Origin of the sequence: Bdellovibrio sp. HCB288, from assembly GCF_047305935.1 — a bacterium.
Classification (GTDB): Bacteria; Bdellovibrionota; Bdellovibrionia; order Bdellovibrionales; family Bdellovibrionaceae; genus Bdellovibrio.
In genome coordinates, this window is record NZ_CP178619.1 from 2,591,105 (window position 1) to 2,613,626 (window position 22,522).

General features: G+C 47.5%; 15 protein-coding genes and 1 riboswitch. Of the genes, 9 read left to right on the forward strand and 6 right to left on the reverse strand.

From position 1 onward, the window contains the following. The first annotated feature begins 143 nt into the window (after positions 1–143). The gene (locus ACLVWR_RS12660) at positions 144–1,433 is read left to right on the forward strand and encodes a beta-sandwich domain-containing protein (RefSeq protein WP_413581014.1); all 1,290 of its coding nucleotides are present in this window, start codon (positions 144–146) and stop codon (positions 1,431–1,433) included. A 52-nt stretch (positions 1,434–1,485) separates the two neighbouring features. Here the strand turns inward: ACLVWR_RS12660 and ACLVWR_RS12665 are convergent, their stop codons facing one another. Beyond that, positions 1,486–2,058 carry a hypothetical protein gene (locus ACLVWR_RS12665; RefSeq protein WP_413581015.1) on the reverse strand — a complete coding sequence of 191 codons (573 nt, stop codon included), beginning with the start codon at positions 2,056–2,058 and terminating at the stop codon, positions 1,486–1,488. Between the two features lie 72 nt (positions 2,059–2,130). Here ACLVWR_RS12665 and msrA point away from each other — a divergent pair, with 72 nt between their 5' ends. Together msrA and ACLVWR_RS12675 are read left to right on the forward strand one after the other, a co-directional pair. Next, positions 2,131–2,700 (forward strand): peptide-methionine (S)-S-oxide reductase MsrA, encoded by a 570-nt coding sequence (gene msrA / locus ACLVWR_RS12670; RefSeq protein WP_413581016.1) that lies wholly within the window; start codon positions 2,131–2,133, stop codon positions 2,698–2,700. A 59-nt stretch (positions 2,701–2,759) separates the two neighbouring features. Next, positions 2,760–3,143: a SnoaL-like domain-containing protein gene (locus ACLVWR_RS12675; protein ID WP_413581017.1), complete on the forward strand. Its 384-nt coding sequence runs from the start codon at positions 2,760–2,762 to the stop codon at positions 3,141–3,143. A gap of 528 nt (positions 3,144–3,671) precedes the next feature. Here the strand turns inward: ACLVWR_RS12675 and ACLVWR_RS12680 are convergent. Beyond that, positions 3,672–4,064: a hypothetical protein gene (locus ACLVWR_RS12680; RefSeq protein WP_413581018.1), complete on the reverse strand. Its 393-nt coding sequence runs from the start codon at positions 4,062–4,064 to the stop codon at positions 3,672–3,674. 275 nt (positions 4,065–4,339) lie between these two features. Here ACLVWR_RS12680 and ACLVWR_RS12685 point away from each other — a divergent pair, with 275 nt between their 5' ends. After that, a complete protein-coding gene (locus ACLVWR_RS12685; protein ID WP_413581019.1) occupies positions 4,340–5,146 on the forward strand; it encodes a hypothetical protein in 807 nt (268 codons plus the stop codon). On the opposite strand, the gene ACLVWR_RS12690 is transcribed toward ACLVWR_RS12685, so the two are convergent. After that, a complete protein-coding gene (locus ACLVWR_RS12690) occupies positions 5,143–5,889 on the reverse strand; it encodes a substrate-binding periplasmic protein (RefSeq protein ID WP_413581020.1) in 747 nt (248 codons plus the stop codon). The two genes, ACLVWR_RS12685 and ACLVWR_RS12690, sit on opposite strands and share 4 nt — an antisense overlap. 123 nt (positions 5,890–6,012) lie before the next feature. Between ACLVWR_RS12690 and ACLVWR_RS12695 the strand changes: the two genes are divergently transcribed. From ACLVWR_RS12695 to ACLVWR_RS12710, 4 genes are all read left to right on the forward strand, one after another. After that, positions 6,013–7,713 carry an NAD-dependent malic enzyme gene (locus tag ACLVWR_RS12695; RefSeq protein WP_413581021.1) on the forward strand — a complete coding sequence of 567 codons (1,701 nt, stop codon included), beginning with the start codon at positions 6,013–6,015 and terminating at the stop codon, positions 7,711–7,713. An 82-nt stretch (positions 7,714–7,795) separates the two neighbouring features. Then, positions 7,796–8,653 carry a hypothetical protein gene (locus ACLVWR_RS12700; protein ID WP_413581022.1) on the forward strand — a complete coding sequence of 286 codons (858 nt, stop codon included), beginning with the start codon at positions 7,796–7,798 and terminating at the stop codon, positions 8,651–8,653. A 104-nt stretch (positions 8,654–8,757) separates the two neighbouring features. Next, entirely contained in the window at positions 8,758–10,035 is a 1,278-nt protein-coding gene (locus ACLVWR_RS12705) for a trans-sulfuration enzyme family protein (RefSeq protein WP_413581023.1), read from the forward strand. A gap of 43 nt (positions 10,036–10,078) precedes the next feature. Next, positions 10,079–10,181: riboswitch (TPP riboswitch) on the forward strand. 46 nt (positions 10,182–10,227) lie between these two features. Continuing rightward, positions 10,228–12,324, forward strand: a complete 2,097-nt coding sequence (locus tag ACLVWR_RS12710) for a TonB-dependent siderophore receptor (RefSeq protein WP_413581024.1) — start codon at positions 10,228–10,230, stop codon at positions 12,322–12,324. A 52-nt stretch (positions 12,325–12,376) separates the two neighbouring features. Here ACLVWR_RS12710 and ACLVWR_RS12715 read toward each other — a convergent pair whose 3' ends face one another. Further along, positions 12,377–14,383 (reverse strand): alkyl/aryl-sulfatase, encoded by a 2,007-nt coding sequence (locus ACLVWR_RS12715; RefSeq protein WP_413581025.1) that lies wholly within the window; start codon positions 14,381–14,383, stop codon positions 12,377–12,379. Positions 14,384–14,514: 131 nt separating this feature from the next. On the opposite strand from ACLVWR_RS12715, the gene ACLVWR_RS12720 reads away from it, so the two are divergent. After that, entirely contained in the window at positions 14,515–18,507 is a 3,993-nt protein-coding gene (locus tag ACLVWR_RS12720) for a DEAD/DEAH box helicase (protein WP_413581026.1), read from the forward strand. A gap of 3 nt (positions 18,508–18,510) precedes the next feature. On the opposite strand, the gene dbpA is transcribed toward ACLVWR_RS12720, so the two are convergent. After that, the gene (gene dbpA / locus ACLVWR_RS12725; RefSeq protein ID WP_413581027.1) at positions 18,511–19,908 is read right to left on the reverse strand and encodes an ATP-dependent RNA helicase DbpA; all 1,398 of its coding nucleotides are present in this window, start codon (positions 19,906–19,908) and stop codon (positions 18,511–18,513) included. A 49-nt stretch (positions 19,909–19,957) separates the two neighbouring features. Beyond that, a complete protein-coding gene (locus tag ACLVWR_RS12730; RefSeq protein ID WP_413581028.1) occupies positions 19,958–22,522 on the reverse strand; it encodes a hypothetical protein in 2,565 nt (854 codons plus the stop codon).

A 22,522-nucleotide genomic window follows, 5' to 3' on the forward strand; every position in this document is an offset into this window, starting at 1 on the left:
TTGTCCTCCCTGCTCGTTGACACAGACACTTTTGATTTTAAGCAACCGATGCATTCTTTCATCGAGATTTTTCCAAAAGGCGATTCAAATCTCCCAACAGACCTAGGTCCAGAAGGCCTAATTAAAAACTGAAAGGAACTATCATGAATCGTCAAAAGGCGAATCGAATCTTAATGTCATTGGTGCTTTGTCAGGCACCACTAATGGTGCAGGCGAGTTCTGCAAACTATACCTCTAATCACGGCGGTGATGAGGCGGCGATTTTGCCACAGAACCAATATGAAGCTTCGGCGCGTGTTGATTCTGTCAGTCGCAAAAATGGCGGACAACTGTATCGCCTGGATTTGGCTAAACCCATTCCATTGACTCAGATTAAAGCGAAGCCTAAAGCAGGCAAAGTTAAAGTGATCGGAGTCAATCTGGTGACAGATAAAGGTGAGCGCGTGATTGTTAAAGCGTTTAACAACGTGACCATCGCGGATTCTGATTCAGTTTTGGCATCTGAAATTCTAAGTCTGAACGAGAATATTGCTTCCATCGAAATCCAGGCAGAAGCAATGGGTGGCAATGCAAATTTGGATATTACTGCAGTTTCCGGTCAGGAAGCTCCAAAGTTTGGCTCTCGTGAGCAGGAAAATTCATGCAATAAAAAGTTTGATTCTGTCCTGAAGGAAAAACTGGATACAGTTCAAACTTGGGCAGGCCGTGCAGAGAGCAGTACGCAGGGCTCATGGCAGGAAAAGTATGCTAAGAAGGAATTCAACAAGTATGTTGCTGAGTTCGTCGCAACTTTGAAGGCAGACAAAAATCAATTTGCGTCTCCGGACTATATGCTGACACTGGTAAACTTCTTCGTGGATCGTCACAATGCAAGTCGCCCGGAAAGTGCAGCGGATGTGGGTTACAAAACAATGGCAGTGGAAACATTTGATACATTCCTGACTGCGATTCAAAGTGACCAGGCATGCCGTCCTGTGACCAGTGATTCTTTGATCAAAATCTCCCTTGATTTCCAAAAACGTCAGGACGCCAACAAGCCAGACAGCCGTGCCAGAAAGCTTTATGATGTGGCTATCGGTAAAATCGGCAAGTTGATTCCAGGTCACTATCGTAAAGAGATCGCGGCTAAGAATCTGAATTTCCGTCAGGCTGACACTGAAGGCTACCGTAATTATAAACTTTTTGTGGCTAGCAAGCCTGAAAGCCTGATGAAAAACGTATATCAGGAAATGGCAGCGAATGCGTACTCGATCGCCGAACAACAGTTGATGGTGGAAGTAAAGTCGTTGAATAACGAACAAACTTACCAGCTGATCGTTGAGTATCAAACGAAGTACAACGATCCGGCAAACTTCCCGCAAGAAACAATGGCGAAGTATCTGACTATTTTGTCAGAGCATAGCAACTTCCTGAAGTTTCATGCAGTAAGATAGAAGACCTGTGGACTAAATGAAAAATGCCAGCGTAAAGCTGGCATTTTCTATTCTAGTAACCGATACCGGCTGAGATTGTATTTTGGAAATCACTCTTTTCCCAATCATTGTCGCGAAAGACAACGGTCGAACTTAAACTGATGTTGACCGGTCCAAAATTCAATCCGATCGAAGCACCCGCATAGGGGTTGTAAGCTATGGGACGTTCGTCCTTCACTGTAACGCCGCCAGATGTGGTTTCACGCACAGACTTTGTTGCTTGTGCCCCAGCTCGTCCACCCAAATGAAAATACTGAGTGCGGTAGGTGGAGCTTAAGCCCACTTTAAGACGCTCATCATCTGTTTTCACTTTCTCGGGCGCCGTGGAGAAGTCCTCTGTGTCAGAGGCTTTGGAGTATTCTGTTTCAAGTGATAAGAGATCGACCCCCAGGCTCAGTCTTAAGCCGTACATGGAGCGAGTTTGCAGGTGGGGTGTGGGGTAGTCGCGCCAAACGGTTTCAATCCCGTAAAGAGGCTCTATGCGATAACCACTACCTTTAGCCAGAGTGAATGATGCAGCACTAGCTGCGTTGGTGCCTGCGAATCCTGCAAGCAATAAGAACCACTTAGCTGTCTTTAGCTTCATGAGTTGCCTCCATGCGTATGTATGTCAGTTTACACAAGATCAGATTGCCGGGAAAGTGGTAAGATGACTGATATGAAATCACGAATCAGTTTTATCTCAATCTGGACCATATTCTCGTTGTTCTTTGGAGTGACAGTTCAGGCGGCAAATACCGAGACAGCCTATCTGGCCGGTGGTTGCTTTTGGGGGATGGAAGATCTCTTAAGGAAGCTCCCTGGAGTGCAGAGTACCGAGGTCGGGTATATGGGTGGGAAGCTTCCCAATGCGACCTATGAAATTGTGAAAACGGGAGCCACCAATCACGCTGAAACTGTGAAGGTGGAATACAACCCAAAACAACTCACCTATGAAAATCTGCTGCTCTATTTTTTCAAAATTCATGATCCTACGACGCTGAATCGCCAGGGGAATGATATTGGCACCCAGTATCGCAGCGAAATATTTTATACAAGCGAAGAACAGAAAAATACTGCATACAAGGTCATAGCCCGGGTCAATAAGTCCAAAGCATGGGGTAAGGACGTATCGACAGTGGTCGGTGCCGCTGGAGATTTCTGGAAAGCTGAGGATTATCATCAGGACTATCTGAAGAAGAACCCTGCAGGCTATACCTGTCACTTCGTCAGAAAAGTGGAGTTTTGAATCGGAGTCCACTCGCAGCTCATTGTGGTATCATAAGGCCGAATATGAAGGGAGGTCTTATGAATGCACAAGCTCAAAAAGACACTCTTGAGGTTGGTCAAAAGCTCGTTAATTTTTGTAAATCCAATCAAGTCGTAGAAGCCATAGAAACTCTTTACGCCGACGATATTGAAAGTCGTGAGGCCATGGAAACACCCGGCATGCCAGCGGAGTCCCGCGGCAAACAAAACGCCTTGAAGAAAAATCTGGAATGGGAAAAGAAAATGGAAGTCCATTCATCACAAATTGATGGACCATTTCCTTCCGGGGATCGTTTTGCCGTTCACTTTAATTATGATGCCACTGATAAGGAAACCAACAAACGTTGGGCCATGGAGGAAGTTGGTATCTATACGGTGAAAGACGGAAAAATTGTGAAGGAAGAGTTCTTCTATACAATGTGATTTAAGAGTGCTTTAAAAAACCAGGTCAGCTGTGGTTAGTGATTCATACTGCCAAGCTGACTTGGTGTATGGGTTGGAGCATGAGACTCTTCACGCATGGTGCAGTTCGAATAAAACAGACAGACAAAGAGGTATAGTCCCGAGAGAGTAAGAAAACCTTTAACTCTAATTTTAGCCATTCCTGAATCCTCCGTGCGGCCATCCCATTCATATTTTCGTACGAAATCCGAATTTTCTCGATGGTTAAAGGAGAAAAACTGCTCCTTGATCTCGAATTAAAGCGCACTTTTTTTGAAAGCGATTTCTTCTCTGAATTGAATCGTGCAATTTCGCAGACTTACGTAAAGAGTTCGCGTCACAAAATTTTATCAATCACGAATCGTGTTGAGAATACTAGAGGGATTATTCCAGAATTTGGTCCAGTGAATGTTTGGAAAACTGATCAACTTTTTTACAATCTGCAAATGCAAATAAAAAACCGGACGAGGGCATCGTCCGGTTTTAAATAGGTTTATTGCTGGAACAGTATTAGCGGCAAATCATTTTGGAAACGTGGTTGCTGTACTCAAAGCCCGAGTCATTTTCATCGTATTCAAAAGTGGAGTTGGCTTTGCCCAAGTCACCCAATGTCAGCTTCGCCCATTTTTCTCCGCGTGAGCCCAGGGAGCCCACGATGGATTGATTGGACGCTTCAGCCAATTGATAGGAACCAGAGTCTGCGGTCCAAACATCAGAATAGTCTTCTGAGTTTTTAGCTTTTGTCTTTTTGGTTTTATAGTCAAAAGAGATCCCGTCATTCAACGAAACCTGAACACTGACAGTGCTGCCATTTTTGTCGATACCACTGCAGGAAATTGTTTTGGCCTGGGCCGCCGTGGAGGAAAATAATGTGGCCGCAATTAATAGAGAACTGATTTTCATAAACACCTCAATAAAAGATGCACCCTTATACTGCAGATTGGGTGCGCTGAAGGAATCCAAGTGGACTTATTGAAAAAGATCAAAGTGTGTCACAATTTTTGACACTTTGATCTGAGGAGAGGCCGGGATCGAGGGGTGCCTATTTTGTCGTTTGTTTTGGAAAGTATTTCCCGGTCCGGTGTGGTGATTATAGCTCTCCTGCAAATGAGCGGGGGAGGACCTGTCGGCACAGAAAATGGATAGAGAGGGCTATCAACCTTTATAAGGAACCATTTATGACAAAGAATTATACAAAAGTTTTGGCAGCTTCGGCATTGATGATGATTTTCGGTGCTTCCCAGGGGTACGCCTCCATGGCTAAAGACAACGCAGTGGATGCTCAATCTGAAGTTGAGAGCGCATTTGCAAATCTGGATGAAGCTCAAGGTGGTTTCGATGAGTCCGTTGCGGAGCTTGAAAGTGCAAAATCAGACTTTAAATCCCGCACCGCTGAACATAAAGAGACATCTTCGCGCACACGCCGTGAAATCAAACGTTTGCAGGCCGATGCCTCTAAAAACTCCAAACAGACAACACGTTTGATTGGCGAGACGATCACTCTTCGTAAAGCCATTGGTAAAATGGAGTCCGAGGAATCAGCAGCTCAGAACAAACTGGCTCGTGCCACTGATAAATTGAACAAAGCCCGTTCTGACCGTGATCAATCTCAGGACAGAAAGTTGCAATTGGCGGCGGCTATTAATTCCACTAAAGGTGAAATGGCCCGTACTAATGCGGCATTGAAAACAGAGCAGGCAAAATTAGCTCGCGCAAAAAATGAAGAGCGCCAAGCGGCAGCTTTGCTAAAACAAACTGATGCACAGTTTGTAAAAGCCCGTGCGAACTACGAGCGTGAATCAAGAAACCTTGAGATGCAGACAAGAGCTGCATTGGCTCAGGCTGAAAAGCATAACAGAAAAGCTCAGTTGAATATCGACAAGAAAAAAGATCTTCAGGAAAAGCTGGCGCAAAAACGCCAAAAACTGAGCGAAGCCAAAGCAAAGCAACAAAAAGCTCTGGCTCGTTTGGGTAACCTGAACTAATTCAGGCTTTTTTGAAAATCGGCTTCAATTTTTTTGTAAGTGCCGTTTTCGATAATAGTTTTAAGTCCCTTTTCAAAGATGGCGGCATACTTGGCGCCATCTTTGTGTTTTTTAGAGAAGTTGATATAAAGTGAATCGCGGGAAACCTTGCCAACGGCCTTCACTTTCGACATGAGATTCGGGTTGTCCTTAAGAATTTTTTCTCCAGTGAGTCCCCACAAGATGGCGTAGTCAATTCTTCCGGACGCCAGTTTTTGCATCTGGGATTTTTCAGTAGGCCCTACTTCGCGCAGGATCTTCTTATTTTCAATAAAACTAGTCGGGTAGGTGTAACCCATGGTTACGCCCACTTTTTTTCCTTCAAGATCGATGAGCGTGACCGGCTTGCTGTTGATTTTGCCATAGATATACATCTCGGCTTTGAATAGTGGTGTCGGGTGAAACAGGTAACGGTCCTGGGTTTCGGCATTGATCAGAGTGTCAAAGCAACCCAAGGATCGTCCCAAGTCGACTTCCTTCATGCAGCGGGTAAAAGGCATCGGGCGGAATACGACGGTGATTCCCTGTGACTTAAAAGCCGCACGAATAATATCAGGGGCAAGTCCTTGCAGGTCTTTGTAGTCTTTGGTGGCTGAGGAATAGGGGGCCCAGTCATCTTCGCCGTTCAAGAGAATGGTCTCGGCGGAGGCAGCGGAAACGGATGTAAACATCAAAGCAGCAAAAATCAAATGTATCAGCACCATCACTCCAAGCTACAATAAGAACTGTCGTAATTATACAACTATTTGCTTACTCGAACTTATACGAGTTATCATCAGCTTTATAACAGATGTACAACTGGACCTGTTCGTACTAGGATGCATCGCATGGATTCAGAAAATTCACAAAATCGCCCGGTTTACATTCCCTATTCAGGAACCTTCCTTTTGGATATTTCGTTACTCAACAAGGGGAGTGCCTTTTCCGAAGAAGAGCGATCCAACCTGAATCTTCACGGCCTGCTGCCAGAGCAGATTGAAACAATCAGCGAGCAGGCGGCGAGAGCATACAGTCAGTTTAAAGTTATTAAAAACAGCCTGGATCGCCATGTGTTCCTTCGTAATCTGCAAGATACCAATGAAACATTGTTCTATCATCTGGTCGTAAATCATATCACTGAGATGCTGCCGGTTATTTACACACCGGTTGTCGGTGAAGCCTGTGAGCATTTTTCCGAGATCTACCGTGCTCATAGGGGCTTGTTTATTTCATATTCCCATCGCGATCGCATTGACGAGATGCTTCGTAACGTCACCAAGCAGAAAGTAAAAGTCATCGTTGTCACAGACGGGGAAAGAATTTTGGGTTTGGGTGACCAGGGCATTGGCGGCATGGGAATTCCTATTGGAAAGCTTTCCTTATACACCGCTTGCGGTGGAGTCAGTCCGGCATACACTCTGCCGGTGGTTCTTGATGTCGGAACGAACAATCAGCAGCTGATCAATGACCCCCTGTACATGGGGTGGAAACATCCGCGCATCTCTGGTGAAGAGTACTATGCCTTTGTGGATGCTTTTATTGAAGCAGTGAAGCGTCGCTGGCCCGATGTTCTTTTGCAATTTGAAGACTTCGCTCAAAAGAATGCCTCCCCGTTGTTGAAACGATACCGCGATGAGCTGTGCTGCTTTAATGATGATATTCAGGGGACGGCCGCAGTTGTGGTCGGAAGTCTGGTCGCTGCAAGTCGCGCAGCCGGTGGACACCTTCGCGATCAAAGAGTGGTCTTTTTGGGCGCCGGGTCTGCAGGATGTGGCATCGCGGAACAAATTATTGCCCGAATGAAGCTTGAAGGTTTGAGTGAGGTCGATGCTCGGGCCCGGGTTTTCATGGTGGATCGTTTTGGTCTTTTGACTGACAAAATGCCAAATCTTTTGGATTTCCAAGCTCCGTTGGTTCAGTCCTCGGAAAGTTTGCAAAGTTGGAACATAGGGGAAGGTGAGATTTCACTTTTAGAAACGGTTCGTCAGGCAAAACCGACGGTTTTGATCGGTGCCTCCGCCCAACCGGGACTGTTCACAGAAGAGATCATTCGTTTGATGCACTCCAACTGTGCCCGTCCGATCGTGATGCCGCTTTCTAATCCAACTTCCCGCGTGGAAGCACTGCCAGAGGATATTATTCGCTGGACGGATGGGGCGGCTTTGGTTGCAACCGGAAGTCCGTTTGCTCCGGTGTCTTTCGGAGACAGGATTTTTCCGATCGCTCAATGTAATAACTCTTATATTTTCCCAGGTGTGGGTTTGGGTGTTATTGCCTCAGGGGCCCGCCGTGTGACAGACCTGATGTTGATGGCAGCAAGTGAAGCATTGGCGAGTTGTTCGCCGATGGCGGCCGATGGCAATGGGGCCTTGTTGCCGGAACTGAAGGATATTGCCGAAGTTTCCCGCAAGATTGCCTTCGAAGTAGGGAAGGCCGCGCAATCCGACGGAGTGGCGATCACTACCACTGATGAGGAATTGCTGGCCTCCATTGAAAAAAACTTCTGGAAGCCCGAGTACCGCGATTACCGCCACAGAGCTGCGACTTAAGCGAGTCGCAGTCAGGCCGTCAAAAAGTTCGACGAAATATAAATTTCAGAAATTCTCTTTCATTGCCATTAGACTGAGATCTATGATTCAGGATCTTTGGCACACGTTTCCACGCACTTTGGTTGAAAGAATTAATTCCTTGCTGGATGAGGCCGAGCCCAGTCCGGCAAAGGCCTTTCAGCTTTATAAATCCTGTCAGAGTGAAAATCTGTGGAGTGATACATTTGAGAAATTTCAAAAGAAACTGAATTTGTTTTATCAGCTGCCAAAGCACGACCGCAAGAAAAGCGCCATGGATAAGGTGCTGGATGCTCCGATGTCGTCTGTGACTTTTGAGGAATTCCATTTAAACTTCAGAAATGGCCTGGTCGACAATCGCTCTTTGACGTCACTGGCAAGTTGGACTCATCATTTGCTGCGTGTAGGGGGCAAGTACACGAGCCTGGTTATTGCCGAGGATGTGATCACCAAAACACTTAACTACATTACTCATCCACCGCTGTTTGAAAAGTCATCCAATATTGATTTCGATGATTTTTGTGAAGCCTGGAAAAAGACGGTCTTTAAACTCTATGGCAGAAATCACGACGCCGAAATGACACGCATCGTGGGTGAGCTGCGAATGTTGAGTGCGCAGCTGACACAGGAAGAGTCCGAGCATCGCGATCGCCCGTTGTTGATCCCTGGGATTTATCTTACGCAGACTGAAATCGACTGGACAATGGCGGTGATGGAAGCGGCGGAAGAAAACCTGGAAATGCCGAAGTATCCTCTTTCACGGGGACCACAAAAACCGCGTCTGATTGAATTACTGCGGGTGGTGCAGCTCTTTAAGATTGTGCAAAACACAAAGTTGCCTGAATTCGTTCAACACCGTGAGCGCATACGAGCCACAATCCTGGATCGCTGTCAGCGTCTGCTTGCCGACAAAGCGAGCTAAATCTTGGCCAGAGGCGTTACCGCCTGAAGTCATATATACCCCAAGCCTAGAACCTGTGCTCTAGTTTCGAGTGAATTTCTATTTGAATTCTCTCGGGGGGAATCATGACCAAAAAGTCAGCGCGCAAGCATTTGTCACCAAGAACACAGGCCATTCACGGAGAAGCCCTTTCCAAGTCTTGGGAGTTTTCTCACCATTTGATTCCACCAATGACGGCGTCGACGACATTCCGCTTGGGTTCACTGACTCGTGGAGCAGAGGGCTTTAGCAGCTTTGCGGACGACACCAAGGATAAGCCAATCTGGATCTATGATCGTCTTGAGGAACCAACGACAAAAATGCTGGAAGATCAGTTGGCGGTTTTGGAAAAAGGCGAAAGTGCAGTCACGTTCGGAAGCGGCATGGGTGCCATTTCTTCGACATTGATGACTCTTATGAAAAGTGGCCAGCGTGTGGTGGCTCATAAAACTCTTTATGGTTGCACTTACAGTCTGATCACAAACTGGTTGCCGCGATTGGGGATCGAACACTCCTTGATTGACGTCAATAATTTTAAAGTCCTTGAAAAGGAACTTAGTAATCCCCAAACACGCGTGATTTATTTTGAATCGGTATCGAATCCGATTCTGGAAATCGCTGATCTGGCAAAAATCACAGCTCTGGTTAAAGCGGCAAATAAAAAACGCAAAGCGGATGATCGCATCTACACGGTGGTCGACAACACGTTCGCGACCCCTTGGTCCCTGCGCCCTATCGAGTGGGGAGTGGATTTCGTTATCCAAAGTTTGACCAAAAATATTTCTGGCTTTGGTACGGAAATGGGTGGAGCCGTGATTGCTCCAAAATCATTTGAAGGTATGTTGCGTGTTGCGCGTAAGGATTTTGGTGCGATCATTCATCCATATTCTGCATGGCACATTATGGTTTATGGTATCTCAACCCAGGCGATTCGTTTTGAGCAACAGCAGGCAACGGCAATGAAGGTTGCGCAATTCCTGGAAAAACATCCAAAGGTGGAGTCTGTCACTTATCCGGGTTTGAAGTCTCATCCGCAGTATAAATTGGCACGCAAGTATTTGATTTCTCCGGAAAACAAATTCTGCCCGGGCACGATGATTTCCTTTAACGTTAAGGGGAATATGAAGCGCTGTCAGAAGTTTGTCGATGATATCGCACAAAATTCATATTCGATCACTTTGGCGGTTTCTTTGGGGCTGACCAAGACTCTGATCGAAGTTCCGGGCTTTATGACTCACTCAGCGATTCCGGAAGATAAACGTGGCGAGAGTAAAATTGATCCACGCGCGATTCGCTTAAGTATTGGTCTTGAGAATGCCAAAGACATCATTTCCGATATCGAAGACGCACTAAAAAGAATTTAATACATAACAATTGACGGGGCTTTGTGTTTCCGACATAAGGCTCACAACAAGCTAGGGGTGCTTTCTGCGTAGTGCATGAAGGCTGAGAAATACCCTTTGAACCTGACAGAGATAATGCTCGCGCAGGGAAGTCGTTAATTAACTGAATCCATTCACAGTTATAAGCGCATTTCCCTGAGCAAAGGAAATGCGATGAAAAAACACTTCGGAAAATTCAAGTACAGAAAATATTTAATCAGTGCGATCGTCCTCATGCTGCTGGCCAATCCCGCCATCGCGCAAACGACTTTGGAAGCAGTTGTCATTGACGATACCTTTAAGGCCAATGCCTCGCTTTTGGGATTTCCAGCAGAGGATTTGCAAAAGGTGCCGGTCAGTTCCCAGAACTTTTCCGAACAGGAATTAAAGCAGAACCGCGTGCTTCGTCTGGCGGACCTGACGACACTGGAAGCTTCTCTCAGTGACAGCTACAATGCCACGGGCTACTGGGACATGGTCTCCATTCGCGGATACACCTTGGACAATCGCAGCAACTTTCGGCGTAACGGTTTGCCCATCAGTGCCGAGACTTCCATTCCCTTGGAAAACAAGGCGGGCATCCTGATTCTTAAAGGCCTGTCGGGAGTGCAGTCCGGCGTCAGCAGCCCGGGTGGTTTTATCGACTACGAAGTTAAGAAGTCGGGTGCTAACAAAGTTAAAGACGTTTCTGTTGATCTGTCGGATTCGGGGAATCTTTTGCTGGCCGCGGATATAGGCAGTGCCGCCGGCCCGAGCGTTGACTATCGGATTAATCTTGCTCAGGAAAATATCTCTCCTCACTTAAGAGATGCAAAAGGCAGTCGTTCTTTGGTGGCTGGCGCAATCAGTGTGCGAATTGGTGAATACGGTTTGCTGGATGCAGAGCTTGAATGGACAAGACGGTCGCAACCCAGTCAACCCGGGATGAGTCTTCTGGGTGATGCTTTGCCCGAGGTTCAGAATCCTAACATCAATCTTAATAACCAATCCTGGAGTGAGCCCGTGGTGTTTGGGGCTTTAACTGGAAGTGTGCAGTATTCCATGGCCATGTATGAAAACCTGCAATGGAGTTTATCCGCGGGAATGCAGGCTCTTAATAATGATGACTACCTGGCGTATCCCTATGGTTGCACCAAAGACGGAAACTTTGACCGTTATTGTTCTGATGGGACTTTTGATTTTTATGACTATCGCAGTGAAAATGAAGTTCGCGATACCGAATCCGTGCGCTCTGGATTTGCCGGGCAAGTGCAGTTCGAGAATATAAAACATAAGTGGAATGCGGCGATTTTGGGTTGGAAAACCCGCGAACGCTATCAACGTCAGGCTTATAACTATGTGGGGGAGGGGCATGTCGACGGAGCAGCAAAGGTTCCGGCCAATCCGACGTTGAATGATGAGAGTACCAATCGGGATTCTGCCAATCTGCAATTTCTGGCATCAGATGCGATGGAGCTTGGAAGATGGACAGCCTGGTTGGGTGGCAGTTGGAATGGGGTGAACCGAAGCTCCGTGCGAACGGACGGCAGTCGTCGCACGGATTATTATCAGTCGTTTCTTTTGCCCTGGGCGGCACTTTCCTACCAGTGGTCGCAGGATCTACTGCTCTACGCGAGCTATGCCGAAGGAATGGAAGCGTACGTTGTACCGAATCGCAGTGCTTACGCCAATCCTGGCGAGTATCTGCCGGATGTGCGCTCTCGTCAGTACGAGATCGGTGTGCGTGGGGGGCAGGCGATTCAGTGGAGTGTGGCAGTCTTCGATATCCATCGTCCTTTGGTGACAGATCAGGCGCCACTTTATCAGGTTGATGGTGTCGATCGCCATTCGGGAGTTGAAGTTGAATTACAGGGCAAATGCGTGAGTTGTAAATGGTATGTGGCTGCCATGGTGCTTGAGGCCCGTCGCGAAGACAGTGTGCTTGCAGCAAATCTGAATAGTAAAATTCCGGTGAACGTGCCCAAGCAGACTGTGCGCTCTGGTGCTGAATATCACTTGAATTCCATGTGGTCGCTGAAGGGGCGTGGAGTCTTTGAAGGGGAGCGTTCGGTCACTGCAGATAATTCTGTTTTGATTCCGGGTTGGATTCGCTGGGATGCAGGTGTTGGCTGCAAATTAAAATTGGATGGAATGCAGCTACAGTCAGAATTGCTGGTGGAGAATCTGATGAACAATAAATACTGGCGGGAGTCCCCAACTCAGTACGGGCATGTTTATTTGTATCCAGGCGGGGATCGTCTGTTCTCTTTGAACGTGTTGTTGTTTTTGTGAGTAAAAAAAAGGACGGGTAGGTACCCGTCCTTTTTTTGTATTTCAGATCATGTTAGTTTGAAGCTTCTGCACTTGCCATGTGATCGCTCTTGCCGGTTTTTTCAACCACCGGAGCAATCAGATTGAAGGAGTGATCAAAAGTGTCCAGCATAGATACGAGCTCGTTAAGTGCTCCGGTTTTGCCGGTGGATTTGAGCTTGCCGCTTTTTTGCAAATCGGCCGATGACTCCATTCCGCCAAGCACAGCTCCAAAGTCACTGGAAGACATGGTGTATGTGGCATCCAGTTTTTCGTTCGGGATCGCTTTTCTTACGTGAAGGACGGAGTTGTTAAGCTCCAAAGTTTGTTTTTCCTTGGAGTTATTAAGTGCCAGTCCAATTTTCATGGATTTGCCAGCTGTCTTTTCTGGATTCAGACGCATACCCGTATAATCGATCAGCATTGCCAACGGAAGAGTGCGGGTGTCCACGAAAGGTGTTGCTTCCCCAGGGACTCGTCCACGCAGCTCAGCAGCTCCTGAAAGGTAAACGTCTCTCCATGGACCGCTCTCTGCCTGGAAGCCCAATTGCTCAAGAGCAGCCGCCTGAAGTTGGCGCGCCTCTTTGTTGTCAGGCTCTGCATAAACCAGATGATTCACGAGTTCAGCAGTCCAGCGGTAGTCACCTTTATCGAACGCCTCGCGACCGACCTTCATAACTTTCGATGCTCCACCTATCGCAGCCACGTAACGCTTGGCTGCTTCCGTGCGCGGATGCTTGTGAAGAGTGGCCGGGTTTCCGTTGTAAAAACCCAAGTACAATTGGAAAGTCGCTTTGACGTTGTGGTTTAATGAGCCATAGTATCCGCGATTGTAAAACTCTTTTGCCAATGTATCCGGAAGTTTGATTTTCTCCGCAATTTCCTCGGCGTCATAACCTTGATTCGCCAGTCGTAAGGTCTGATCGTTGATGAATTTGTACATGTCCCTTTGTTTTGAGATATGTTCCACGACTTTAGCGTTACCCCAGCGTGGCCAGTGATGAGATGCAAAGCTGACGTCAGCTTTAGATCCAAACATGCTCAGAGTTTCAGAAAGTGCGTTGGTCCAGACAGCAGGGCTGCGTACTTTCGCGCCACGCAGAGTATACAGATTATGCATGGTGGAAGTTGCATCCTCGGAGAGGCAAAGTGCTTTCATCTGCGGGAAGTAGAAAAGCATTTCTGAAGGCGCTTCGGTTCCTGGTGCCATCTGGAAAACAATTTCCACTCCGTCGACCGTCAATTTCTCGCCGGTTTTTTTGATCGTTTTGTTTGGTGGAATCAATGTTGTTGATCCGATGGCGGTGCCAGGCCCTAATCCTGTTCCCAAGTTTCCGATCGGAGAGTTTTGCAAAGTTCGACCGTACATGTAGTCAGCTCTGCGTCCCATGGCATTTCCGGCATAGAGGTTTTCACTGACGGCCTCTTCCATGAATCCTTCTGGTGCAATGACTTGAACCTTTTTTGATTTCGCGTCAGCTTCAGTGATAACACCGCCGGCGCCCGCGAAATGGTCCACGTGGCTATGGGTGTAGATGACGGCCTTGACCGGGCGCTGTCCCAATTTATCATTTGCCAGCTTCAAACCGGCCGCCGCAGTTTCAGCGGATAGCAGGGGATCGATCAAAATCCATCCGGTTTTGCCCTCGATCAAGGTCATATTCGACAGGTCAAATCCACGAATCTGATAAATTTTGTCAGTTACTTTAAATAAGCCATGAATGCGAGTCAGCTGAGATTGGCGCCATAGACTCGGATTGGTTGTGTCAGGCGCGGTATCCCCTTTGACAAAATCAAATGCGGCAAGGCTAAAGACAGTTTTGCCGTCCTTGCCTTTGATTAATGGATTATCCAAAGTTGCTATAAATCCCTTCTGAGCAAGCTCGAATTCTTCCTTGTCATTGAAATCCAGCATCTTCAGGTACTTTTGATTTTCCCGCTTGGTATGCTCTGTGGCTTTCCCATCCGGAAGTTCAGCTCCGTGGCTGACCGAAGTCGCAAATAAGACAGCGAGAGACCCTCGCAACAAACTTTTATTCATTTTTTTTTCCTCCTGAGTGTCTTATTGTTTCTGAGAGTGAAAAGATGTGGAAATGAAGGGTGGACAATGTGTGGAAAATCACCCATAATGTTCGATGCCTACAAAGTGGTGCCAATGACAAAGGACAAAGCGTGTTTCTAGCTCCCATGAGCCTTCAAAATGTCTCTCAGTTACGTCATCCCAGCGAGCGTGTACCGCTTGGGGAGCAGCGTGAGTTTGCAGAGGGACTGGAGCTGATCGCAGACGGTGGCTTTGATGGCTATGAAATGCAATCCAACGCCTCCGGCACCATGCAGTTGAAAGTTTTCATTGATGACCGCAAAGAGGACGTGAAGTGTTCAGTTAAAGTCCTTCAGGATGAAACTTCCGGCGTTTTGGATTTTCGTTGCGATAACTGCGGAACACGCGGGGATACCAAGATCACTTGCTCGCATCAATGGGCTTCGTATGTTGTTTTATGGCAGGCGTTGACCTTGGAAGAGGGTGTGCCTGCAGATCCACGCATTGAAAAGCTTTCTGAAGAATTGCGTGGCCCACGTCAACACAGACAGCAGGGTCAGTCAGGCCAGGCAGAGACCACCGGTTTTTTGCAATCCATCACCCTCTACGTCGAAGAAGCGCCGGTGTTGCGTGGCGAAACTTTGACATCACTGTTGAATGAAGTTTCTGAACCTCATCGACTTCTTGATGTCAGCAAAGAACAGGAAAGCCTGGCACCGACTCTGTGGAATCTGCCGGATGTTTTTCGTCGCAAACTGACAGCTTATTCAGAGAACTTTTTTAACGAAGTGAACGAGCAAAATCGTATTGCCGGCATGATTCGTTATAATTTCAGCAATGGTGTGCAGATTTCAGGCCGGGATATCCTACGTCATCCATTGTATAAAAATGTGCCAAAAGATCTGCTGCCACAGCCCCGCAAGCCGGATTCAGTATTTGATAAGTGGCCTTTGACTCTGCAGCGGGATAATTTATTTATCAGCCAGGCTTTGCGTGAAGTCGAAGAGATCATGCAGGTGGTTCTGGCTAACGTCGCGACCAAACTTAATCAAGGACAGCTGGAAGTCTATATCCAGGGTAAAAACTCGCAAAAATCCCTGCCGGTTCGCTTTATCGATTTTGACATAACTCGCGAATTTGAATGGCGCGTGGATTTTACCGAAAAAGATCAGCTGATTTCTGAATTCACTTTGGTCAGCCCCAATCGCAAGAAGCCGTTTGCTTTTTTTGAATCTTTCGCCTTTGAGGCGGAAGAGGGCGTTGTCGCCATTCATCCGTGGTATCGAGAGTGGAGTGAATTCGTTCGTGTTCTCACGGATGTGAACGAGGATGCACTGGCATTCTCACTGACATCCACTGATTACCCACGGGTGGAGATCGACGGGGAGCTTGAAGCCAAGCGCATGGTCAAGCATCTGCGTTCACGCGGAATTCCTGTTCACATCACTGGTGAAGTCAAAGAATTGTCGCCCTCACAAAGTGTGATGGGAATTTATCTTACTGAAACAGGTGCCTTTCATCTTCAGCATGAAGCCCGGGTTATGGGGCAAAAGGATCTGGCGCGTTCAGGTTGGACAGCCCGTGCCTCATTGTATCTGCATGTTCTGTCCGAAGGTTTGCCCTACTTTTTAGGAGCGGATGCCAAGGATATTGCAACTCGTTCCCGCGGGAAGCGAGACTGGGATTTGAAGCTACTGCGCCACTTGGGTGTTTTGCAGTACCTGACCCTTGAGACATTGAACTGGCATTTTGCGGGCGAGTTGACCGATGGTCGTATCGTTGAAGAAGATGAAATCTTCAAAATGGTGCAGGAAAATGTTCAGGCGATTTTGGTAAGTGGCACAGGTGTGGTGCTGGCGCGTGAAATGTCATTGAACGAACTGTGCTCTCGTAATGTGCTGGTCTACTTTGACGACTATGTGACCAAGACGCTGCAGGCTTTAAGATCCAAAGAATCTTTTTATTCTGAATCCGGTGAAGTTATTCTGGAAGGAGCGGTCGAACGCGAATTCCGTTTAATCTACGAGATGTTAAAACGCCTGGTTGCGACGACCAGTGGGGATGCATTTAAAAAGGCCCGCACATCGTTTCTTTCTAAGATATGGAATGGCGATCCTGCAAAGGATCCCACTCTAAGAACAGGTTTGTTCCAGTTTCCGAATGTGCGCAAAGAGTCGTCCCACACTCATGACACGATTGAGTCTTTGCAGGCACTGTTGCCTTTCGGCTTTAAGATTTACTATAAAGGGCAAATGCTTCAGGAGCTTTCAGAGGACGATTTCCAGGTTGATTTCCTGCTGACCAGTGATGCTTCTGAAAAGTATTTCAATTGGTTTGAACTGAATCCAAAATTCTTCCTAAAGGGACAGGAAATTGACGCCCAGGCCATGTCCGGCTTTGGTGGCGGTGGCGTGATCGAGTACGATGGAAAACTGTACCTTGTTCCCAAAAAACAAATGCCAAGTCTGCGTCGCCTGGAGAACTTCTGGAAGAAGCTTCAAGGTGGCAAGTCCGACAGTAAAACCAAAGGTGGAATCGGGGAGCGTGTTTACAAACTGCCTCGCCATCAGATCCTGGAGTTGCTGGCTTTGCGCTCTTCCGGTGTCGGCATTCGTGGTGACCATGAATGGAAAAAGATCTGTGATTTCTATGATGGTCTTGGCAAGGAGCCACGTAAATTCGTTTTGCCTAAATCCATGAATGCGGAACTTAAACCTTATCAGGAGTACGGCGTTCAGTGGTTGCAGGATCTTTACAAACTGCGTTTGGGTGCTTTGCTGGCTGATGACATGGGTCTGGGTAAAACCCTGCAGACGTTGACGTTTCTGGAGGACTTAAGAGTCAAAGGGGAGCTGGGACAGGTCTTGATCGTGGTCCCTTCAAGTTTGATTTTCAATTGGCAAAGTGAAGTGCAAAAGTTCACGCCAGAACTTCCTTTGGAAGTATTCTCCAATAAGGACCGTGATCGCCTGGGTAAAAAGTTATTCACAGGTGAAGAGTGTGTCCTGATCACGACCTATGGTCTTTTGATGGAGCACGAGGACTTCCTGGCTCAGGTGAAGTGGCGAACTCTGATTTTCGATGAGGCTCAGAATCTTAAAAACATCACGACCAAAAGAACCAGTGCCGCTCGTTCTTTAAATGCCCAGTTCAAGGTTTGTTTGACGGGTACGCCAATGGAAAACCACTACGGTGAGTTTTACTCTCTGGTGGATATTCTGGTTCCGGGCAGTCTGGGCAAGATCGAGGATTTCCGTCGTCAGTTTGTGAATACGGAAATGGTGACTCGCGAGGAGATGGATGATCTGAAACTGAAGATCAAACCATTGCTCCTGCGCAGAACAAAAAAAGAAATTCTGGATCAGCTTCCTGAAAAACAGGAAACCAAGATGAGTATCGCTTTTGAAGACAAGCAGATGGAAATCTATCGGGATATTGCTTTGTCCTACAATCAAAAGGTGCAGGAAGCGATGACCACGAACGGGGAAGCCAGTGTGCAGCTGCAAATGTTGACGGCACTTCTGCGTCTTCGTCAGGCTTGTTCTGATCCTGCCGGTTTGCCAAATGTTCGCTATGATAAGGTTCCGCCAAAACTTGAAACATTGCTTGAATCCGTCAGCGAGATCGTTGAATCCGGTGAAAGTGCCCTGGTGTTCACGCAATTCCTGCAAACATTGGAGCATACTGCCAAGTTGCTGGATAAAGCGGGGATCCCGGTTTTTGTTTTGCATGGGGGAATTCCCACAGCGCAAAGACAAAAGATTTTGGCCGAGTTTAATGCCACTCCGGGCGGAGCCGTCCTGGTTATGACTTTGAAAACAGGTGGTGTGGGCTTGAATTTGACCAAAGCCAGCTATGTCTTCCATCTGGAGCCTTGGTGGAATCCATCCGTGGAAAATCAGGCGACGGATCGTGCGCACCGATTGGGGCAAAGTAAAGCGGTTCAGGTGTTCCGCTATATCATGCATGAATCGTTAGAGGAAAAAATCGAGGTTCTGAAAAACCGCAAGGGCGTGAAGTTTCAAAACCTGTTTGGAAATGCAGAATCAGCTGCAGACCTGGGTGGCAATGCCAGCGGGGCGCTTTCCAAAGAGGACTTCGATATCCTGTTGGGACTTAAATAATCTTTATTTCAGGATTTTGACCTGGAACTTTTGCGCTTTGATTTTACCATTGCGCAGGCTGTTCAGGGCATGGTTCACACTATCGGATTTGATTGCGACGTAGGAGTAAGTGTCATGCATTTCAATCTTTCCGATATCCGTGGCTTTCAAGCCGCCGGCAGCACCTGTCAGTGCACCCAAAATGTCTCCGGGGCGAATCTTATTTTTGCGACCGCCGGAGATCATCACGGTTTGCATCGGTGACTGCTTCCACTCCCAGTTCAGACCGAATTGATTCTTGAATCCCAGGGTGGGTTTTTGGAACTTTCTTCCGGTGATTTGCTCAATTTCAATCAGCTTCAAAGTGTCGCGGGCTGAAATCATGGTGACCGCGACGCCGGATTTTCCAGCGCGGCCGGTACGACCAATGCGGTGAACGTAAGTTTCCGGTTGCAGTGGAAAGTCGTAATTGATCACCAGTTCCAGATTTTCGATATCAAGTCCGCGGGCCGCCACATCTGTGGCCACCATAATTTTATAGCTGCCATTTTTAAACATCGCCATCACTCTTTCACGATCGCGCTGTTCCAGGTCCCCATGCAGGCAGGTGGCGCTGGCTTTTAAATCAGCAAGACGATTCATCAGGTCGTTCACGGAGTTCTTGGTGTTGCAGAATACGATACAGGATTCGGCCTGATGCTGTTGCAGAACGCGCATCAAATTATCAGCCTTGTTGCCTTCTTCAGACTCGTAGGTGACTTCTTCAATCAGCAAAGACTCGGGAGCTTCCTGAATTGTGACTCGGGCCGGATTTTTTTGATAGCGGCGGCTTAGATCCAGAACGGCTTCGGAAAAAGTTGCGGAAAACAGAACCGTTTGTCTTTGTGCGGGAAGTTCCTGCATCAGATTTTTGATTTCGACGATAAAGCCCATATCAAACATTTTATCAGCTTCATCCAAAACAACAGTACGTACATCATCCAGAAACAGACGGCCCTTGCCAGCCAGATCCAGAATACGTCCTGGGGTTCCTACAACGATCTGCACACCTTTTTCAAGTTCCTGCTGCTGTTCGCGGCCTGTCTGCGCGCCACCGGTCAGGGACATGGTTTGCAGCCCCTCAAGTTTTCTGCCCAGTCTGCGTACTTCCGTCAAAACTTGCGTCGCAAGTTCTCGGGTGGGACAGATGATCACTGCTTGCACGGTTTTTTGCTGAAGCTCCAGCTGATTTAAAATCGGCAATATAAAAGCAGCCGTTTTGCCACTTCCTGTTTTTGACTGACCGATCAAATCCTTGCCGCTCAAGAGTACGGGAATACTTTGTTCCTGGATGGGAGTCATGGAGGAAAACCCAAGTTCCTGGACAACTGCCAATAGCTCTGGTTTTAGGTTCAAGGCTGAAAATGTAGCTTTAGTATCCAATTTAAGACTCCCGGAAGGTCCTCAATATAGCAGAACAGTCCGGGAAATTCTAGTTTTGAAGGTTGCCTAAGGCTTGAAGCCAAGGGCTCGTAATCTTTGACAATTGCACGACACTTTCATTGGGCAGGTGCGGAGCCAGCTCGGTCAATGCAACCAAGGTCGCCACTTTTTGAGGGAAATCAAGTTTGCTGCCATCTCCATTGACGTAAAACTGCTCCTCGGTGCTGAAAAGCTGTTTATTCATCGCAAAGTAAATTTCCTGGGCACTCCAAAGGTAAGCATCAATCTTAGTCAGCTGCCAGGCGGCCAGCAGGGCGCGAATGGCGTAAGCCTGTTCATAGGCGCGATAAGGCACCACATTCGAGCGCTTAAATTCTTTCAGGATATATTGGGACTGAACCAATGAATCCTCATTCACCAATTGATTGGAAATGAAGTTTGCCAAGGAAAGAATCAAAAGCTTGATATCCTTGCGTCCCTCTATAAGTTCATCCAGGCTGGATCTGCCCGAAGCGTCCTTGTCAGTCAGGATTGTGGATTTGGTTTTTTCAACGCCTTCTGTGGCTTTCAGGAATTCAGACAATGCCAAAAGGAATTTGGAAACATCCACGGAGCGCACGATGTTTGATTTCACACCGTCCTTCATGTCAACGATACCACCCATGATGGCAGTCTCGCTGCTGGTCGTGTATTGATCGGCCCAAATGATATTATTATCCAATGTCACCAGGAAAACCGGAGTCGCTTTTTTGGTGATGTCCTTCAAAAGCACGGCGATGTCGCCCACGTTCAGGGCAAAGAACATATCCTTCGGGAACAAAGTGCGTTTTAGCTCCGGAGAGTTCAAGTGCGGCACAAGTTCGTTAGCAGTGATAGGTGTGAGGTATTTATCAAAGCTGCTGGTTTTCCAGTCGGCAGTGATTTTAAGCATGTGGCTAAGGCCTTCAATCTGTTCGGCAAAATAAGCCGCCGAGAAATCCTTGGCGTAGTCCATTCCAGGATTCACATGAAACGGATCCTGCAAAGTCACTTTGTCAGGAATGCGATATGAAAAAGTCGTTTCAGACAGTCGCATCAAATCCAAAGGCTGCTTGGTTTTTTCAACCGGGGAAAGCAACGCCGGAACCAGACGATCGTTGATGTCACGGTATCCGCCAATGGTGATCAGCTTGTTGATCTGTGAAAGAGCGGTCTGCAAACCCAAATCCGCATCGCCGGCATTTTCCATCAGTAACGAGCGAGCCATGATCGAGGAGCCCGCTGTATTGGCCTGCAAGTTTGCCGGAGTGCCAAGGCTCGCAATCGTCAAGGGAGAAGCTTTTGTCAGATTCAGTTGCACCGTCGGTGTTTCAAAGCCGGCAACCATGCCATTTGAAGTGGCCAGTTTTTTCTCGGACCATTTTTGCAGAATCTTACGAACATAAGGTTCATAGTTTGTTTGAACATCCTGCAGCTGCACGGATTTTTTATCGATACCGGTGTCAATATTGTCTGCAAAAACTGCGGGAATGTCGCGAATGAACGTCAAAGCGAATTGTTCAACAAACGTGACCAGATAGTCGCGAGCGGCATCGTTTAGCAGGTTGCGGATTTTCAGGATGCCAAACTTTTCAATCTTTGGCAGGATGAAAACTTTTTTGGCAATACCATCAATAAGGCCACCACTGCACCCTGGGGTGCGCAGGCACTTCAAGTCCTTGTCATCTTGTTTGCGCAGGAAACTGTAAAGATCGTCGTTCGCCGGAGCAAAGTACTCCTTGCGTTCATCAGGTGTCAGCATTTTCCAGACATCAATCAAAACTGTCAATGCACCTTGGGAGTCACGGATTTGTTCCACACCGCGGCCCACAAGTAAACCCTGATCCAGTTGACGACTTGTCTCGGGCTCCAAGGTCACTTCAAAATCCACAATCAATTGCTGAATCAGCTTTAAGTTGAAAAAGAAGTTTTTAGAGCCGTAGAACTTCTGTGTGAATTCAGACATTTTCGCGAAATAGGGTTTGGTCTGCAAAGTGATTTCAGAGCGCAGACCATCCTCAACCGGGGGAGTCAGTCCCAGCAGATGTAGCTGACCTAAAAAGTGTTCAGTGAAATATTCAACTTGCTTGATCAGGACATCGACACGAACGGGACGAGTGGCCCAGCCATACTCCTGGCCCATTTTCAAAAGGTGGGTGCGAAGAACTGATTTGGCTTTGACCAGATCCACCAGGACCTCATTCAGGGTTTCAGTCACTTCCGCTCTTGTTTGCGCCGTTGCCAAGGTCGCATATGGCGCTAACGCCAACGCCTGATAGGACGCTGTTTTGGGTTGAGCATAGAACTTCTTGATCAAAGCAATGCCCTTGTCGCGAAGTTTCGGGTTCTGCGTCAGCACGCCCAGATTGTGAATGTTTTGAGCCTGACGGAAGAAATTCGAAGTCGAAACCTCTCCAGTCCAACTGACATCCAGTTTTGAAATATCGGATTCGCGCAGGCGTTCACGCAAGTTGACGTCAGTATAGCGCGGTCCAAATGTCTGGACACCACCGCCTAAATTGGGAGTTTGGACTTTGGGGGCGCAGCCCGCCAACAGGAGAGTCGTCGACAAAAAAATACGCAGCGTTTTTTTCAT

What these genes read in the sequence shown, in the direction of transcription:
- ACLVWR_RS12710 (WP_413581024.1), top strand. Translation starts at nt 10,228, where the DNA reads ATGAAAAAACACTTCGGAAAATTCAAGTACAGAAAATATTTAATCAGT.
- ACLVWR_RS12685 (WP_413581019.1), top strand. Translation starts at nt 4,340, where the DNA reads ATGACAAAGAATTATACAAAAGTTTTGGCAGCTTCGGCATTGATGATG.
- ACLVWR_RS12715 (WP_413581025.1), bottom strand. Translation starts at nt 14,383, where the DNA reads ATGAATAAAAGTTTGTTGCGAGGGTCTCTCGCTGTCTTATTTGCGACT.
- ACLVWR_RS12700 (WP_413581022.1), top strand. Translation starts at nt 7,796, where the DNA reads ATGATTCAGGATCTTTGGCACACGTTTCCACGCACTTTGGTTGAAAGA.
- ACLVWR_RS12665 (WP_413581015.1), bottom strand. Translation starts at nt 2,058, where the DNA reads ATGAAGCTAAAGACAGCTAAGTGGTTCTTATTGCTTGCAGGATTCGCA.
- ACLVWR_RS12705 (WP_413581023.1), top strand. Translation starts at nt 8,758, where the DNA reads ATGACCAAAAAGTCAGCGCGCAAGCATTTGTCACCAAGAACACAGGCC.
- ACLVWR_RS12730 (WP_413581028.1), bottom strand. Translation starts at nt 22,522, where the DNA reads ATGAAAAAAACGCTGCGTATTTTTTTGTCGACGACTCTCCTGTTGGCG.
- ACLVWR_RS12690 (WP_413581020.1), bottom strand. Translation starts at nt 5,889, where the DNA reads ATGGTGCTGATACATTTGATTTTTGCTGCTTTGATGTTTACATCCGTT.
- ACLVWR_RS12675 (WP_413581017.1), top strand. Translation starts at nt 2,760, where the DNA reads ATGAATGCACAAGCTCAAAAAGACACTCTTGAGGTTGGTCAAAAGCTC.
- ACLVWR_RS12695 (WP_413581021.1), top strand. Translation starts at nt 6,013, where the DNA reads ATGGATTCAGAAAATTCACAAAATCGCCCGGTTTACATTCCCTATTCA.
- msrA (WP_413581016.1), top strand. Translation starts at nt 2,131, where the DNA reads ATGAAATCACGAATCAGTTTTATCTCAATCTGGACCATATTCTCGTTG.
- ACLVWR_RS12680 (WP_413581018.1), bottom strand. Translation starts at nt 4,064, where the DNA reads ATGAAAATCAGTTCTCTATTAATTGCGGCCACATTATTTTCCTCCACG.
- ACLVWR_RS12660 (WP_413581014.1), top strand. Translation starts at nt 144, where the DNA reads ATGAATCGTCAAAAGGCGAATCGAATCTTAATGTCATTGGTGCTTTGT.